Origin of the sequence: Dactylosporangium sp. NPDC000555 (assembly GCF_040300025.1) — a bacterium.
GTDB lineage: Bacteria > Actinomycetota > Actinomycetes > Mycobacteriales > Micromonosporaceae > Dactylosporangium.
Map to the genome: position 1 here is coordinate 353,210 of NZ_JBEPDB010000001.1, position 16,232 is coordinate 369,441.

The 16,232-nt window shown below is 71.6% G+C and carries 15 protein-coding genes and 1 pseudogene; 15 read left to right on the plus strand and 1 reads right to left on the minus strand.

The genetic code is table 11. The features are described 5' to 3' along the window. The first annotated feature begins 187 nt into the window (after positions 1-187). The 13 genes from ABT297_RS01825 to ABT297_RS01885 all read left to right on the plus strand — a co-directional run bounded on the left by ABT297_RS01825 (position 188) and on the right by ABT297_RS01885 (position 13,168). Complete coding sequence (locus tag ABT297_RS01825) at positions 188-928, plus strand: hypothetical protein (protein WP_350543464.1); 741 nt, start codon at positions 188-190, stop codon at positions 926-928. Positions 929-1,049: 121 nt separating this feature from the next. After that, on the plus strand, positions 1,050-2,390 hold the full coding sequence (locus ABT297_RS01830) for a nitrate/nitrite transporter (protein ID WP_350543466.1): 1,341 nt from the start codon (positions 1,050-1,052) through the stop codon (positions 2,388-2,390). Between the two features lie 176 nt (positions 2,391-2,566). Further along, positions 2,567-3,010 carry a 50S ribosomal protein L13 gene (gene rplM, locus ABT297_RS01835; protein WP_350543468.1) on the plus strand — a complete coding sequence of 148 codons (444 nt, stop codon included), beginning with the start codon at positions 2,567-2,569 and terminating at the stop codon, positions 3,008-3,010. Positions 3,011-3,030: 20 nt separating this feature from the next. Further along, positions 3,031-3,522, plus strand: coding sequence for a 30S ribosomal protein S9 (gene rpsI / locus ABT297_RS01840; RefSeq protein ID WP_350543470.1), 492 nt, complete (start codon positions 3,031-3,033; stop codon positions 3,520-3,522). A 116-nt stretch (positions 3,523-3,638) separates the two neighbouring features. Continuing rightward, entirely contained in the window at positions 3,639-4,982 is a 1,344-nt protein-coding gene (gene glmM / locus ABT297_RS01845) for a phosphoglucosamine mutase (protein WP_350543472.1), read from the plus strand. Positions 4,983-4,994: 12 nt separating this feature from the next. After that, positions 4,995-5,753, plus strand: a complete 759-nt coding sequence (locus tag ABT297_RS01850) for an SDR family oxidoreductase (protein ID WP_350543474.1) — start codon at positions 4,995-4,997, stop codon at positions 5,751-5,753. Between the two features lie 86 nt (positions 5,754-5,839). Next, a complete protein-coding gene (glmS, locus tag ABT297_RS01855) occupies positions 5,840-7,735 on the plus strand; it encodes a glutamine--fructose-6-phosphate transaminase (isomerizing) (protein WP_350543476.1) in 1,896 nt (631 codons plus the stop codon). 24 nt (positions 7,736-7,759) lie between these two features. Continuing rightward, complete coding sequence (locus ABT297_RS01860) at positions 7,760-8,155, plus strand: holo-ACP synthase (protein WP_350543478.1); 396 nt, start codon at positions 7,760-7,762, stop codon at positions 8,153-8,155. After that, a complete protein-coding gene (locus tag ABT297_RS01865) occupies positions 8,152-9,588 on the plus strand; it encodes an NAD(P)H-hydrate dehydratase (RefSeq protein ID WP_350543480.1) in 1,437 nt (478 codons plus the stop codon). Before ABT297_RS01860 ends, ABT297_RS01865 begins: the two co-directional genes overlap by 4 nt. Before the next feature lie 20 nt (positions 9,589-9,608). Continuing rightward, complete coding sequence (locus ABT297_RS01870; RefSeq protein WP_350543482.1) at positions 9,609-10,685, plus strand: alpha/beta fold hydrolase; 1,077 nt, start codon at positions 9,609-9,611, stop codon at positions 10,683-10,685. After that, the gene (gene tsaE / locus ABT297_RS01875) at positions 10,682-11,161 is read left to right on the plus strand and encodes a tRNA (adenosine(37)-N6)-threonylcarbamoyltransferase complex ATPase subunit type 1 TsaE (RefSeq protein WP_350543484.1); all 480 of its coding nucleotides are present in this window, start codon (positions 10,682-10,684) and stop codon (positions 11,159-11,161) included. Before ABT297_RS01870 ends, tsaE begins: the two co-directional genes overlap by 4 nt. A 181-nt stretch (positions 11,162-11,342) precedes the next feature. After that, complete coding sequence (locus ABT297_RS01880; RefSeq protein WP_350543574.1) at positions 11,343-12,530, plus strand: AAA family ATPase; 1,188 nt, start codon at positions 11,343-11,345, stop codon at positions 12,528-12,530. Next, entirely contained in the window at positions 12,530-13,168 is a 639-nt protein-coding gene (locus ABT297_RS01885; protein ID WP_350543486.1) for an RloB family protein, read from the plus strand. The genes ABT297_RS01880 and ABT297_RS01885 overlap by 1 nt, the downstream gene beginning before the upstream one ends. A gap of 3 nt (positions 13,169-13,171) precedes the next feature. Here the strand turns inward: ABT297_RS01885 and ABT297_RS01890 are convergent, their stop codons facing one another. Beyond that, positions 13,172-15,244 carry an Hsp70 family protein gene (locus ABT297_RS01890; protein WP_350543488.1) on the minus strand — a complete coding sequence of 691 codons (2,073 nt, stop codon included), beginning with the start codon at positions 15,242-15,244 and terminating at the stop codon, positions 13,172-13,174. A gap of 137 nt (positions 15,245-15,381) precedes the next feature. On the opposite strand from ABT297_RS01890, the gene tsaB reads away from it, so the two are divergent. Next, a complete protein-coding gene (gene tsaB / locus ABT297_RS01895; protein ID WP_350543490.1) occupies positions 15,382-16,035 on the plus strand; it encodes a tRNA (adenosine(37)-N6)-threonylcarbamoyltransferase complex dimerization subunit type 1 TsaB in 654 nt (217 codons plus the stop codon). A gap of 11 nt (positions 16,036-16,046) precedes the next feature. After that, positions 16,047-16,181, plus strand: a pseudogene (locus ABT297_RS01900) (ribosomal protein S18-alanine N-acetyltransferase); the annotation flags it as partial. Between the last annotated feature and the right edge of the window lie 51 nt (positions 16,182-16,232).

The following is a 16,232-nucleotide window of genomic DNA, read 5'->3' on the forward strand; positions in this document are numbered from 1 at the left end:
CTAAGAGCGGCTCACACGCGTCTTGAGCAGGCCGTTACCGGCCCGTGGTGGAATTTCCGTCGATCACGGTCGATGCTGTCCCGGATGTTGGGCGCCGGATGTGCCAGATCTTCGCACGGTAGGGTGGCGACGGTTCACGGCGGGGTAACAAACCATCGACCCCTATGTAGCAGCGAGGAGGACGCAGATGCGCACGACCGGCAAGGCCGCGATCGCGGCCGTTGCGGTGTTCGGCATCGGGCTCACCGGATGCAGCGGCGACAAGGTCAACCCCGGGGCGGCCACCTCGGCCGGAGCCTCCGGCAGCGCCTCCGCGGGCGCTTCGGCCGGCGCGGGCGTGTCCGCCGGCGCGGGCGACGGCAGCAGCGCCGGCGCCACCGGTGGTGGCGCCACCGGTGGTGGCGGGCAGGGCACCGCGGCGTCGTGCCTCGTCGGCACCTGGAAGGCGGACGCGCTCACCGGCAAGCTCAGCGGCTCGGTGAACGGCACCTTCACGGGTGGCGGCGGCGCCCTGCTGACGATCGGCGCCGGCGGCAAGACGCAGGTCGACTTCGGCCCGATGCAGCCGGTGGCCTTCACCTTCTCCGTGTCCGGCAACGATGTGAAGGGCAGCTTCGCCTACGGCGGCAAGGTCAACGGCTCGATCAAGACCCCGTCGGCGGCGACCGGCACGCTCGAGCCCACCGGCACGGTCGACTTCGGCACCCTCACGGTGACCGTGGACCTCACCGCCCCCGCCTCGGTCCGCGTCGCCGACAAGATGGCGATCACCGAGTTCACCGGGAGCGGCACCGCGGACACCGGCGGTGCCGTCGACGCGCAGCCGGTGCTCAAGAAGAGCCGGTACGAGTGCGGCGGCGACACGCTCAAGCTCTCCCCGCCGCAGGGCGGCGCCGACACCGGCACCTGGACGTTCAAGAAGGCCTGATCAGGATCTTCTCCCGGCGGCGGATCTCACAAACGCCGGTCCGCCGCCGTGTGGCAAACGTTTCGGCGCCGACAACTTCGACGCGACGAGCGGAAACCGGGCATCCATAAGATTCACGGTCATGACCCTCGCCGTGGAAAAACCGCAGCCTCAGCCCGAGCCGCGCCGCGGCCGGTGGCTCGACGAATGGCGCCCGGAGGACCCCGAGTTCTGGGCGCGGACCGGGGCCAAGGTTGCCCGGCGCAACCTCATCGTCTCGATCCTCTCCGAGCACATCGGCTTCTCGATCTGGAGCCTGTGGTCGGTCTTCGTGCTCTTCCTGGGTCCCGAATACGGGCTCGACCCCGCGCAGAAGTTCCTGCTCACCAGCGCCCCCACGCTCGTCGGTGCCGCGCTGCGCCTGCCGTACACCTTCGCGGTGGCCACCTTCGGCGGGCGCAACTGGACGATCTTCAGCGCCCTCATGCTGCTGGTGCCGGCCGTCTTCGCCGGGATCATTCTCTCGCCCGGCGTCTCGTTCACCACACTGCTCATCGCGGCCTCGGTGGCCGGCGTCGGCGGCGGCAACTTCGCCTCGTCGATGGCGAACATCAACGCCTTCTACCCGCAGCGGCTCAAGGGCTGGGCGCTGGGCGTCAACGCGGGCGGCGGGAACATCGGCGTGGCTGCCGTGCAGCTCGTCGGCCTGCTGGTGCTCGCGACGGCCGGCGCCGCGCACCCCCGCCTCATCGTGCTGATCTACCTGCCACTGATCGTGATCGCCGCGCTGCTCGCCGCGATCCACATGGACAACCTGACACACGCCTCCAACGACAAGCGGGCCATGCGGGACGTCATCAAGGACCGCCACGCCTGGATCATGTCCCTGCTGTACATCGGGACCTTCGGCTCCTTCATCGGCTTCGGCTTCGCCTTCGGGCAGGTCCTGCAGGTGCAGTTCAAGGCGGACTTCTCCACCCCCGTGCAGGCGGCCTCCCTGACCTTTCTCGGCCCGCTGCTCGGCTCGCTGATCCGCCCGGTCGGCGGCATGCTGGCCGACCGCTTCGGCGGCGCCCTGATCACCTTCTGGAACTTCGTGGCCATGGCCGCCGGCGCCGGCACCGTGCTGCTGGCCTCCCGCCAGCACTCGCTGCCGCTGTTCGTGACCGGGTTCGTGCTGCTCTTCCTCTTCAGCGGCATCGGCAACGGATCGACGTACAAGATGATCCCGGCGATCTTCAAGGCGAAGTACCCCGACGGCGAGCGGGAGGCCAGGCGCCTGGCGACCGCGCTCATCGGCGTGGCCGGGGCGGTCGGCGCGCTCGGCGGTGTCCTCGTCAACCTCGCGTTCCGGCAGTCGTTCCTGGAGTACAAGACGGGTGACGGTGCGTACGTCGCCTTCATCGGCTTCTACGCCCTGTGTTTCGTGGTCACCTGGTTCGTCTATCTGCGCAAGTCGCCCGGGCGGCTCGCGGCGGTCTGAGGCGGCACCCGATTTTGTGTCGATGGGGACGCCGAGTATCGTGGACTGCTGTTGTGCGATGACAAGGCGTCCCCATTGTTCGGGTACGCTGGATGGTCGTGCGCCGAGGCCGACCGGTTCGACGCCGCCATCGAGAGCGCACCCCGGACCGACGACGTGGAAGACAAGGTAGACCTGTGGGTACGTACAGCCCGAAGCCGGGTGAGATCGAGCGCGTGTGGCACGTCATCGACGCCACCGATGTGGTGCTCGGCCGCCTGGCCACGCACGCTGCGACGCTGCTGCGCGGCAAGCACAAGCCGACGTTCGCCCCGCACGTGGACACCGGCGACTTCGTCATCGTGATCAACGCCGGCAAGGTGGCGCTGACCGGCAACAAGCGGCAGTCGAAGGTCGCCTACCGCCACTCGGGTTACCCGGGTGGTCTCAAGGCGGTCGGCTACGACGAGCTGCTGACGAAGCACCCCGAGCGGGCGATCGAGCTGGCCGTCAAGGGCATGCTCCCGCACAACCGCCTGGGCGCGCGCCAGATTCGCAAGCTGAAGGTCTACGCGGGCGCCGAGCACCCGCACGCGGCCCAGCTGCCCCAGCCGTTCGAGATCAAGCAGATCGCGCAGTGAGCGCGGACGAAGGACAGAGCGTGACCGACGAGACCATCGCCGCCCCGACGCCGGCCGCTGTCGCGACCGTCGAGGCGCCCACCGCCACCGCTACCGCCACCGCGCCGACCCGGTCGCGCCGCGCCGGCCAGCCGATCCAGACCGTGGGCCGCCGCAAGGAGGCCATCGTCCGGGTCCGCCTGGTCCCCGGCACCGGCAAGTTCCTGCTCAACGGGCGCGAGCTGGACAACTACTTCCCGAGCAAGGTGCACCAGCAGTCGGTTCGCGAGCCGCTGGTCATCGCCGAGAAGGCCGAGACGTTCGACGTCTTCGCCAACCTGCGCGGCGGCGGCACCACCGGCCAGGCCGGTGCGCTGCGGCTCGCGATCGCGCGGGCCCTCGTCGAGAACGACGCGGACGACCGCGCGGCGCTCAAGAAGGCCGGCTTCCTGACCCGGGACGCGCGCGCCACCGAGCGGAAGAAGTACGGCCTGAAGAAGGCCCGCAAGGCCCCGCAGTACTCGAAGCGCTAACGAAGCCCGTCGGCCGGGTGCCACCCTGGAGGTGTGCGCCCGGCCGTTTCGTGTCGCGTGGGCGGTCATGCCAAGTGGGGAACGCACGGGTGGGGTTCGACCAGGGAGGTACCGCGATGGGGCGACTCTTCGGCACTGACGGAGTGCGTGGGCGGGCCAACGCCGACCTCACTCCCGAGCTCGCGATGGCGGTCGCCATCGCCGCCGCCCAGGCGCTGTTCGAACATGACCACTCCCACGCCCCGGTCGCCGTCGTCGGCCGCGACCCGCGGGCGAGCGGCGAGATGCTGGAGGCGGCCGTCGTGGCCGGCCTCACCAGCGCCGGCGCCAACGTGGTGCGGGTGGGCGTACTGCCGACGCCGGCCGTCGCCTATCTCACCGGCGTGCTCGACGCCGACATCGGGGTGATGCTCTCGGCGTCGCACAACCCGATGCCCGACAACGGGATCAAGCTCTTCGCCGCCGGCGGGCACAAGCTGCCCGACGAGGTCGAGGACGAGATCGAGCGCCTCATGGACAGCGGCACCCACCGCCGCCCGACCGGGGCCGGGGTCGGCCGGGTCACCGACTACGCCGAGGGCGAGGACCGCTACGTGCGGCACCTGCTCACGTCGCTGCCCGGCCCGCTCGCCGAGCTCAAGGTCGTCGTGGACTGCGCCAACGGGGCCGCCTCTTCGGCCGCGCCGGAGGCCTATCGCCGGGCCGGCGCCTCGGTCATCGCGATCAACGCGGACCCCGACGGCCTCAACATCAACGACGACTGCGGCTCCAACCACATCGCCCAGCTGCGTGCGGCCGTCGTGGAGCACGGCGCTGACCTGGGCATCGCCCACGACGGCGACGCCGATCGCTGCATCGCGGTCGCCGCGGACGGCACCGAGATCGACGGCGACCAGATCATGGCGATCCTGGCGCTGTCGATGCGCGACGCGGGCGCGCTGACGCAGGACACGCTCGTCGCGACCGTCATGAGCAACCTGGGCCTGAAGCTCGCCATGGCCGAGGCCGGCATCCGGCTGCTGGAGACCCGGGTCGGCGACCGGTACGTGCTGGAGGAGCTGCGCGCCAAGGGCCTCGCGCTCGGCGGGGAGCAGAGCGGGCACATCGTGATGCCGGAGTTCGCGACCACGGGCGACGGCGTGCTCACCGCGCTGCACCTCATGGGCCGCATGGAGCAGACCGGCAAGAGCCTCAAGGAGCTGGCCGCGGTCGTGCGGCGGCTGCCGCAGGTGATGATCAATGTGCCCGTGCTCGACCGGACCGCTGCCGCCCGCTCGCCGCAGGTGCTCGATGCGGCCAAGCAGGTCGAGGCCGAGCTGGGCGGCGCCGGCCGGGTGCTGCTGCGTCCGTCGGGCACCGAGCAGCTGGTCCGGGTGATGGTGGAGGCCGGGACGCAGGAGGTCGCTCGGGATGCCGCCGAGCGGATCGCGCACATCGTGAGGACCGTGTCTACCGGGTAGTAGCGTGCGCGCATGACCAATGCCCGCACCGTCATCGTCACCGGCGCCTCCCGCGGCATCGGCAAAGCGAGCGCCGTGGCCTTCGCCGCCGAGGGCTGCAACGTCGTGCTGACCTCTCGCAAGATCGACGCGCTGAACGAGGTCGCGGCGGAGATCTCCGCCCGCTTCCCGGACGTCGGCGTGCTCACCCATGCCGCGCACGCGGCCGAGCCCGACCAGGCCGCCGAGGTCGTCGACGCCGCCGTACGGCGCTTCGGGGCGATCGACGTCCTGGTCAACAACGCCGGCACCAACCCGTACTTCGGGCCGCTGATGGACATCGACCCGGTCCGCGCGGAGAAGACCGTCCGGCTCAACCAGTTCGGCGTGGTCCTGTGGAGCCAGCTGGTGTGGAAGGCGTCGATGTCCGCGCGCGGCGGGGCCATCGTCAACGTCGCCTCGCTCGGCGGCATGCTCACCGAGCCGGGCATCGGCTACTACAACGCCACCAAGGCCGCCGTCATCCATCTCACCCGGCAGATGGGCGCCGAGCTGGCACCGTCGGTGCGGGTCAACGCGGTCGCGCCCGGCATCGTGCGCACGCAGCTCGCGCGCGGGCTGTGGGAGGACCACGAGGAGTATCTCAGCGGCAGGCTGCCGCTCAGGCGCATCGGCGAGCCGGAGGACATCGCCGACGTCATCACCTTCCTGGCCGGTGCGGCGTCACGCTGGATGACCGGGCAGACCATCGTCGTGGACGGCGGGGCACAGATCCTCTCATCCCTCGCCTGACGACCGCCCGTTTGCGTGCATGGCCCATGCGCGTATGTGACTGTTTCACGCAAGGGCTATGCGCGCATTTCTGCTACGGTACCGGCATGTGCGGAATCGTGGGGTACGCCGGCGCCCGGCCGGCCTTGAACATCGTGCTGGACGGGCTGCGGCGGCTGGAGTATCGCGGCTACGACTCCGCCGGCGTCGCGATCGTCAACGGCGAGCTGCTCACCGCCAAGCGCGCCGGCAAGCTCGCCAACCTCGAGAAGGCCGTGTCCGAGCTGCTGACCGAGGAGAGCGGGCACGCGATCGGCGTCGGCACCACCGGCATCGGCCACACCCGCTGGGCCACCCACGGCGGCCCGACCGACCGAAACGCTCACCCGCACCGCTCCTACGACGGCCGGGTCGCGGTGATCCACAACGGCATCATCGAGAACTTCGCCAAGCTGCGTACCGAGCTCGAGTCCGCCGGCATCGAGTTCGCCAGCGACACCGACTCCGAGTGCGCGGCGCACCTGCTCGCGCTCGCGCTGGCGGAGGGTGCTCAGGGCGCCGCCGGCGACACGCCCGGCGAGCGGCTCGCCGAGGCGATGCGCGCGGTGTGCCGCCGGCTGGAGGGCGCGTTCACGCTCCTCGCCGTCGACGTGGAGGCCCCCGGCGTGGTGGTCGGCGCCCGGCGCAACTCCCCGCTCGTGGTCGGCCGCGGCGACGGCGAGAACTACCTGGCCAGCGACGTGTCCGCGTTCATCGAGCACACCCGCGAGGCGGTCGAGCTCGGCCAGGACCAGGTCGTGCTGATCAGCGGCGACGAGATCGTCATCACCGACTTCCTCGGTCAGGCCGCCGAGGGCAAGCCGTTCCACATCGACTGGGACGCCTCCGCCGCCGAGAAGGGCGGCTACGACTACTTCATGCTCAAGGAGATCGCCGAGCAGCCCCACGCCGTCGCCGAGACGCTGCTGGGCCGGCTCAACGAGCAAGGCGACCTCATGCTCGACGAGGTCCGCCTCAGTGACCAGGACCTCCGCGACGTCGACAAGGTCTTCATCGTGGCCTGCGGCACCACCTACCACGCGGGCATGGTGGCCAAGTACGCCATCGAGCACTGGACCCGCATCCCGTGCGAGGTCGAGCTGGCCAGCGAGTTCCGCTACCGCGACCCGGTGCTGGACCGATCCACGCTCGTCGTGGCGATCTCGCAGTCCGGCGAGACGATGGACACCCTGATGGCGCTGCGCCACGCGAAGGAGCAGAAGGCCCGGGTCCTCGCGATCTGCAACACCAACGGATCCACCATCCCGCGCGAGTCCGACGCGGTGCTCTACACGCACGCCGGCCCGGAGATCGCGGTCGCCTCGACCAAGGCGTTCCTCACCCAGCTCGTCGCCTGCTACCTCGTCGGGCTGCACCTCGCGCAGGTGCGCGGGGTGAAGTACGCCGACGAGGTCGCCGCCGTCGTCGCCCAGCTGCAGGAGATGCCGGCCAAGGTCGAGCAGGTGCTGTCGATGATGGAGCCGATCCGCAAGCTGGCCCGCGAGCTGGCCGACGCCAAGAGCGTGCTGTTCATCGGCCGGCACGTCAGCTACCCGGTGGCCCTGGAAGGCGCCCTGAAGCTCAAGGAGCTCGCCTACATGCACGCCGAGGGGTTCGCCGCGGGCGAGCTCAAGCACGGGCCGATCGCGCTGATCGACCACGGCACCCCGGTGGTGTGCGTGGTGCCCTCGCCGCGCGGTCGCGGGGTGCTGCACGACAAGGTCGTCTCCAACATCCAGGAGGTCCGGGCCCGTGGCGCGCGCACGATCGTGATCGCCGAGCAGGGTGACGAGGCCGTGGCACCCTACGCCGATCACCTCTTCTACGTCCCGGTCACCCCGACCCTGCTGGCGCCCCTGGTCACCACGGTCCCGCTGCAGGTCCTGGCCTGCGAGATCGCCTCGGCCCGCGGCCACGACGTGGATCAGCCGCGAAACCTGGCCAAGTCCGTCACCGTCGAGTAGTGCACATGTGACAGGGTTGTCCCTGTGATCGTGTCTGTCGGCATCGACGTCGTGCTGGTCGAGCGGTTCGGCCAGGCGCTGGAACGCACGCCGCTGCTCACCGAGCGGCTGTTCACCTCCGCCGAGCGGGTCACCCCATCGGGAAACCCCCGCTCGGCGGAGTCGCTCGCGGCCCGCTTCGCGGCGAAGGAGGCGGTCGCGAAGGCGCTCGGCGCGCCCGGCGGACTGCACTGGCACGACTGCGAGATCGTCACCGATCCGGACGGCCGGCCGTGGCTGACCGTCTCCGGGACCGTCGCCGAGGCCGCCGCCGAGCGCGGGATCTCCCGCTGGCACCTGTCGCTGTCGCACGACGGTGGGATCGCCTCGGCCATGGTGGTGGCGGAACAGACGCCGGCCAACCTCGGGAGCGCCCAATGAGGGCCGCGTGGCGGGTCGCGCAGGTACGCGCCGCCGAAGAATCCCTGATGAGCACCCTGCCCGACGGCGCGCTCATGCAGCGCGCCGCCGCGGGTCTGGCGCGGCGCTGCGCCGACACCCTGCCCCGGGTGTACGGCAGCCGCGTCCTGCTGCTCGTCGGCCCCGGCAACAACGGCGGCGACGCCCTCTACGCCGGCGCCCGGCTCGCCCGCCGCGGCGCACACGTGGCGGTCATGCTGCTCGACCCGGAGCGGGCCCACCACGGGGGGCTGGCCGCGCTGCGCGACGCCGGGGGCGTGACCGTCGATCGGCCGCGGGGCCGCGTCGACCTCGTGGTCGACGGCATCCTCGGCATCGGCGGGCGCGGCGGGCTGCGCGAGCCGGCCGCGGCCCGGGTCGCCGAGATCTCCGACATCCTGCACGACGCTCCCGTCATCGCCGTCGACGTGCCGTCCGGCGTCGACGCCGACACCGGCGCGGTGACGGGCATGGCGATCCACGCCGACATCACCGTCACCTTCGGCGTGCTCAAGCCGGGGCTGGTGGTCGGCGCCGGTGCGGTACACAGCGGGATCGTGGAGCTCGTCGACATCGGCCTCGGCGGGCACCTCGACGGCGACCCCGCCCTCTACGTGCCCGACGCCGCCGACATCGCCGCCTGGTGGCCGCATCCACGGGCGAACGACAACAAGTACTCCCGCGGCGTCGTCGGCCTCGCCACCGGCTCCGCGAAGTACCCGGGGGCCGCCGTGCTCTCCGTCGGTGGTGCCCTCGCCGGCCCCGCGGGCCTCGTCCGCTACGCCGGCGCCGCGGCCGAGGCGGTGCGCCTGCACCACCCGCCCGTGATCGCCAATGAGCGGGTCGCCGACGCGGGCCGGGTGCAGGCGTGGGTGTGCGGCAGCGGCCTCGGCACCGACGAGCGCGCCTACGGCGAGTTGCGTGCCGTGCTGGGTACGCCGGTGCCGGTGGTGCTCGACGCCGACGCGCTGACCCTGCTCGCCGACGCCCGGTTGGCCGACCGGCTGCGGGAGCGCGACGCGCCCACCGTGGTGACGCCGCACGACGGGGAGTTCCAGCGCCTCGCCGGGGGTGCTCCGGGCGACGACCGGGTCGCCGCCGCGACCGGCCTCGCCGCTCGGATCGGCGCGGTCGTGCTGCTCAAGGGCGACCGCACGATCATCGCCACGCCCGACGGCCGGGTCTTCGTCAACCCGACCGGCACCGCGGCCCTGGCCACCGGCGGCACCGGCGACGTCCTGTCCGGGCTGCTGGGCTCGCTGCTCGCCGGGGGTGTGCAGGCCGAGCACGCGGCCCTCGCCGCGGCGTACGCGCACGGCCTGGCCGGCCGCCTCGCCGCCGAGGGCGGCCCGGTGACCTCCGCCGACGTGGCCTCCCAGCTGCGCGAATCGGTAGCGATCTTAACTCCTAGGTAACGAACGTTTAGTCTTTGCGCATGGGTACCGAGGTGGTCAAGAGCGGCAACCGCAAGCGAACGGCCGGCATCATCGGCGCGGTCGTGGGTCTCGCGGCGGCCGGCGTGGCCGCCGGGGTCGCCGCCGAGCGGTACATTGTCCGCCGCTCCAAGAACGCCGACGACCCCTACGCCGACGAGGAGTTCGGCGTCTGGGACAGCGACGAGCAGCTCACCGTCACCACCGACGACGGCCTCGATCTCTACGTCGAGGTCGTCGACGGCCCGCCCGGAGACGACGGCCCCACCCTGGTCTTCGTGCACGGCTTCTGCCTGGACATGGGCACGTTTCACTTCCAGCGCAGGTACCTTCAGGGCAAGCACCGGATGGTCTTCTACGACCAGCCCGGCCACGGCCGCTCGGGACGGCTCACCAAGGGGGAGTACACCCTGGACTCCCTCGGCGCCGGCCTGCGCGCGGTGCTGCAGGCCACCACGCCGACCGGCCCGGTGGTGCTCGTCGGCCACTCCATGGGCGGCATGACCATCATGGCGCTCGCCGAGCAGGTGCCCGAGCTGTTCGAGTCCCGAGTGGCCGCGGCCGTGCTGATCTCCACCTCCGCCGGCAAGCTCGACCAGGTCAACTTCGGCTTCCCCGACATCGTGGCCCGGTTCCGCCGCCCGCTGCTGCCGGTCGTCGGCTTCGCCGGCCCGATCAGCTCGGCCGTCATCGACCGGGCCCGCCGCGCCTCGACCGACCTGGCCTGGCTGCTGACCCGGCGCTACGGGTTCGGCACGGCGCGTCCCAGTCCGGCCCTGGTGTCGTACGTCGAGAAGATGAACTCGACCACGTCGACCGAGGTGATCGCGCGATACCTGCGCACCCTCTACACTCACGCCCGGCTGCTCGTTCTGGGCCCGCTGCGCACGGTGCCGGTCCTGCTGGTCTGCGGCGACAAGGACCTGCTGACGCCGCTGGCGCACACGTACGAGATAACGTCGGTGCTGCCCGAGGCGGAGCTGGTGGTGGTCGCCGACGGCGGCCACGTCGTCATGCTCGAGCACGCCGACGAGGTCAACGACGCGATGGACATGTTCTTGACGAAGGTGCTGGAGTGACGAGAATCCTGTCGACCGTCGAGCAGACGAGGGATTTCGGCAAGGCCCTGGCGGCGGTACTGCGGGCGGGCGACCTGGTCGTCCTGACCGGCCCGCTCGGCGCGGGCAAGACCGCACTGGCCCAGGGGGTTGGCGCGGGCCTGCGCGTGCGCGGCGACGTCACCTCCCCGACGTTCGTGATCGCGCGGGTGCACCGCCCCGACGAGTCGCGCGGCGGGACGCTGCCGCTCGTCCACGTCGACGCCTATCGCCTGGGCGACGTCAAGGACCCGATCGGCGAGGTCGACGCCCTGGACCTCGACGCGACGCTGGAGGACTCGGTCACGCTCGTGGAGTGGGGCGAGGGCCTGGTCGAGCAGCTCAGCGACGAGCACCTGGAGGTCCGCCTCGACCGCCGCGACGACGACTCGCGGGTGGTGGCCCTGATCCCGCGCGGCGGCGACTGGCCCTCCCGCGCGGCCGCCCTGACCGCCTGACCCACCGGCACGTTCGCCGGTCTTGCCGGCACTTGCGGTGCTGTAGCACGCCCACGACACTTTTCGTCGAAAATTGACGTAGAGTGGCCTGGACGTGCATCTTGCTGCGAGGGTCGACGCCGTGCTGTTGCGTTTTCAAGTGGCCAATCACCGCTCTATCGGCGAGCCGATCGAGTTCTCGATGATCGCGGTCGACGAGGATCGACCCGCGGCTCGGGCGTTCGAGCGTCTCAACGAGCATGTCCTGACGGTCGCCGGTGTGTACGGTGCGAACGCGTCCGGCAAGTCCAACCTGCTCGCCGCCCTAGCCTGGCTCGCCGAGGCGGTCGACCGGTCGCTGCGATCATGGGGCGACGCCGTGCCGCGGGAGCCGTTCAAGTTCGGCGACGGCCCCGACCGGCCGACGCGCTTCGAGATCGACATGGTGGTCGATGGCGTGCGGTATTCGTACCAGATCGAGCTTGACGACACTCGCGTGCTCTACGAGGCACTCCACAGCTACCCGAAGCGGCAGCCGCGGTCGCTCTTCGAACGTGAGGACCTGAACCTCTCGCTGCGCCGAGGGCTCGGCCGGCTCTCCGGCATCCGCGAGTTGCTGACGCCGACGACCCTGGCGTTGTCGGCGGCTATGCGATTCGACGAGCCGGAGGTGCGTCCGTTCGCCCGCGCGCTCGCGGGCATCGGGACGCTCGGCGTCGGTCGCCGCAGGTCGTCCCGCTCCACGGCGCGGCTGCTGGCGTCGGCGGCGGGGCTGCCGCTGCCCGATGGATTGGCGGCGGAGGCAGCGCTCGAGCTACTGCGCTTTGCGGATCTCGGTATCAACGACATCGACGTCACGGAGCATCAGTTCGTCGACGCGGCGGGCAAGCCGGTCGTGAACCGGGACGGCAAGGCCGCGACGCAGCTGCGGGTCCGGCTCGTCCATCAGGTCGGCGAACAGTTCGTGGCCTTCGACTCGCGTGACGAGTCCGACGGCACGCTGGCTTGGTTCGAACTCATCGGCCCGGTCCTGAATGCGCTGAGCACCGGCCAGGTTCTACTGTTCGACGAGATCGACGCCAGCCTTCATCCGCGGCTGTCGGCCAAGCTGATCGAACTCTTCCAAGATCCTGCGACGAACCCGGCGGCGGCCCAACTGGTCTTCACGACCCACGACACAAGCTTGCTCAACCACCTCAACCGGGACGAGGTCTGGCTGACCGAGAAGGGGCCTTCGGGAGCGACGACGTTGACCGCGCTGGCCGAGTTCGGCGGCGACAAGGTACGCCGCTCATTGAACCTGGAACGGGCATATCTCCAGGGCCGGTTCGGCGGTGTTCCCGAGTTCGACCAGCAGCGGCTGCGCCGGGCGCTCGGGCCGGTTGCCTGATGACACGTGGCAGGCAACCGCCGGCGTCGCTGCGTCGCAAGGTCGGCGAACGGCAGCCGCGCAAGACGCTCGTGATCCTTTGCGAAGGGCGGCGCACCGAGCCCGAATACCTGGACGCGCTTCGGCGCGATCGAGAGATCCATGACGTCGCGGCCGTGGATATTCGTATCGAGGGCTCTGCCAGTGGTGCGGTCCCCCTCACTCTGGTACGCCGTGCGCTCGAGATCCGCGAGAGGGCGAGGCGGGAGCAGAGCGAGATCGACGAGATCTGGTGCGTGTACGACGTTGAGTGGCCCAAACATCACCCGGCACTCGTCGAGGCGCGCGATCTCGCCCAGCGCAACGGGATCAACCTTGCGGTGTCGAACCCCTGCTTCGAGCTGTGGCTGGTGCTGCATTTTCGGGACTACCGCCGATTCCTTGACAACGAACAAGCCCGTCGCGTGCGCCGCGAGCATGACGGGTCCGCCGACAAGGGGATCGACGGAACGGTCTACATGCCGCAAAAGCGCGACGCCGCGCGCCGCGCCGCCGCACTCGATCGGTTCCATCAGCAGAACAGCACCTGTGTCCCGGACGACAATCCATCGTCAGGGATGCATCGGCTCATCGCGTCAGTCCTGCCCCCGCAGACATGACTGTCAAGCGGGTTGGAGGACTTCCCAGACGTCGACCCAGGTGCCCTCGTCGTCTGTGGCGCGGGCCAGCAGGTGGCGGCCGGCGTGGCAGAACGCGGTGCTCACCCGGCGGCCCGGGGCCAGGTCGGCGCGGAACACCTCCGCCTCCGTCTCCAGGTCGCGCACCGACAGCGTGCCGTCCAGCGCCGCCGCGCGCAGACGGCCATCCGGGCTGTCCATCTCCGCGGCGAAGGCGTCCGCGCGGCTCGTCCCGGTGTACCCGGTGAAGCGCTTCGGAAGATCCTCGCCCACGATGCGGTCGAGGCGGGCGCCCGTGGCCAGGTCCCAGACGGTCGCCACGTCGCGGCGGTAGCGGCCGACGCTCGCCGCGCCCTCGCCGGTGCTGACGAGGCGCCATTCGGATTCATTGAGCAGTACGGCATCCGGCTTGTGAGCGTCCGAGAAGCTGGCCGTGACGCGGCCCGAGAGCACGTCCCACACGGCGAAGTGCCCGTCGGCGTCCCAGGTGACGAGCGCGAGCTGGTGGCCCGGGCCGAGGGCGACCTGCGCGTGCCGGGGGCGGCCGGCGCCGCGGCCGGGACGCAACTCGGTGACCAGGGCACCGCTGTCGATGGCGCGAACCTTGACGTATTCGCCGGTGCGCGCGCACTCGACCAGCGTCCGGCGGTCGGGCGTGAGCAGCCAGTCGCCGGCCACGCGTAGGTGGTGGCGCTTGGCCAGCTGGAAGCGCTCGGGGCCGGCCGGCTCCAGGCGCACGTGCGCGGCGACGGCGCCGGAGACGACCACGCCATCGACGGCGACACACTGCTTGAGCAGGATGCCCTCGGCGCGGTCGCCGGTCAGGTCGTACACCCTGTCGTCGACGGTGCGGACCTGGGCCAGCCGGGTGCCTTGGCGGTACCCCTCGCCCTCCTTGACCAGCCACCGCACCAGCCGGCCACGGCCGCCCGGGATCGTCCACGACAGCGGCTCGACCCGCCACGACGGCGGGTCGGCGGGCACAGCTCGGGACTGGTGGCCGCGGGCCCAGGCGGCGGCGCCGCGCATGACGGCGAGCTCGGGGTCGGTGGGGCGGGTGACCGGACGGCCGAGGCCACTGTGCAGCGCCGGGCCGACGCCGGGCAGCCGGGCCGCGCCGCCGACCAGGAGCACGGCGGTCACGTCGGCCGGCACGAGCCCGGCCCGCGCGACGACCGCCCGGCAGCTCGCGATCAGCCAGCGCGTCGCCGGCTCCGTGAGCTGGTCGAGCATCCGGCGATCCATCTGGTACGCGGGGACGCCCGCCTCCACCTCGTCCGCGGCCTCGGGCGTGTCGGCCAGCCGGTGCTTGAGCCGGCGGACGATGTCCAGGGCGTGCAGGTTGGCGCGGACGCTCGTGTCGCCGCCGGCCGCGAACGCCGGCTCCACCCACTCGGCGAGCGTGGCCCGCAGGTCCGCGGCGAGCATCACGTCGATGTCGCGGCCGCTGCCGGAGCTTTCCTGACTCAGCGGTACCGGCTGGCCGTGGCGCACCTGCGCCAGCGTGGCGGACCACGTCGCGCCCAGGTCGCACACGAGCACGTGGCCGCCCTCGGCGACCTCGGCCAGCGCCATCGGGTCGAGCACCGCAGCCGTCGCGTCGCAGACGAGCTCCGCGTCGGGGAAGCCGGCCATGTTCGCGGCGGCGACAAGGGCCTCGCGGCGGGGGTCATGGATGCGGTATGCCGTGGGCGCGCTCAGCACCAGCCGGCCGATCGGCCCGTAGCCGCGGCGCGCCTCGTCGGCGATCGCCTTCAGCGCGCTGCCGACCAGCTCCACGCCGCTGACGAGCTGGTCGCCGAGCCAGATCGGAGCGTTGGCGTCGACCGCGCGGCGCGCGCCGTCGACGTACTGTCGCGGATGCTGGTCGCGGGCCCGCTCCGCGGCCGCCCCGACGAGCAGGCGCGGGTGGCTTGCGCCGGTGGCGAGGGCAGCGCTGCCCGGCCAGCGTGGAGCGCCGGTGACCGGCTCGCGGACGGGGTGCAGCTGATCGGGCAGGACGACGGCGGCGGACAGGGCCCACGACCCGATGTCCACGACCAGGATCGGTTCGGTCACTGCGATACTCCCGGCGTCGATAGCGGCCGATGCTAAGAGCCGCTCGTTGCGGTCGCGTTAACTGATCGTGCCTGTGACGTCGCAAGGTCGAGGGTCACGCCGAAGAAGTGTCGGACCTCTCCTCTAGAGTTGGGGCCGTGCTGGTGATGGTGGTGGACACGGCGACGGCGGCGGTGACCGCGGCGCTCGCGCGGGTCGGCGACGACGAGGTGACCCTGCTCGCAGAGCGGGTGACCGTCGACGCCCGCGGCGCCGGGGAGCTGCTGGCGCCGCAGATCGCCGCCGTGCTGGCCGAGGGCGGTGTGGCGGCTGGCGCCCTGGCGGCGGTCGTCGCGGGCCTCGGGCCCGGGCCGTTCACCGGGCTGCGTGCCGGGCTGGTCACGGCCACGGCGATGGCCCACGCGCTCTCCGTGCCGGTTTACGGGGTGTGCACCCTCGACGCGATCGGCGTGCGGCTGCCCGGCCAGGCTCTGGTGGCGACCGACGCGCGCCGCAAGGAGATCTACTGGGCGGTCTACCAGGACGGCCACCGGCTCGCCGGGCCGGACGTGGCCCGGCCCGTGGCCGTCGCGCTCGACGGGATCGAGCGGGCCGCGGGAGACGGCGCCGAGAAGTATGCCGACGTGCTCGGCCTCCCCGTCGAGGGGCCGCGCTATCCGTCCGCGCTCGCGCTGGCCGAGCTGGCTGCCGAGCGTGTGCGGGCCAAGGCGCCGGGCGAGACACTGACCCCGCTCTACCTGCGCCGTCCCGACGCCGTCCTGCCCGGCGAGCGGAAACCGGCCCTGCAGTGACCGCGGTGACGCTGGCCGAGCTGCGGTGGTTCCACATCCAGGAGCTGCTGCCGATCGAGGACGAGCTGTTCGGCGAGGAGCGCTGGTCGGCCGGCATGTTCTGGAACGAGCTGGCCAACGGGCATCACTACCTGGTCGCCCTGGACGCGGCCGCGACTCCCGCCGTTTCGACCTCAGCCGTTTCGACGCCGGCCGCA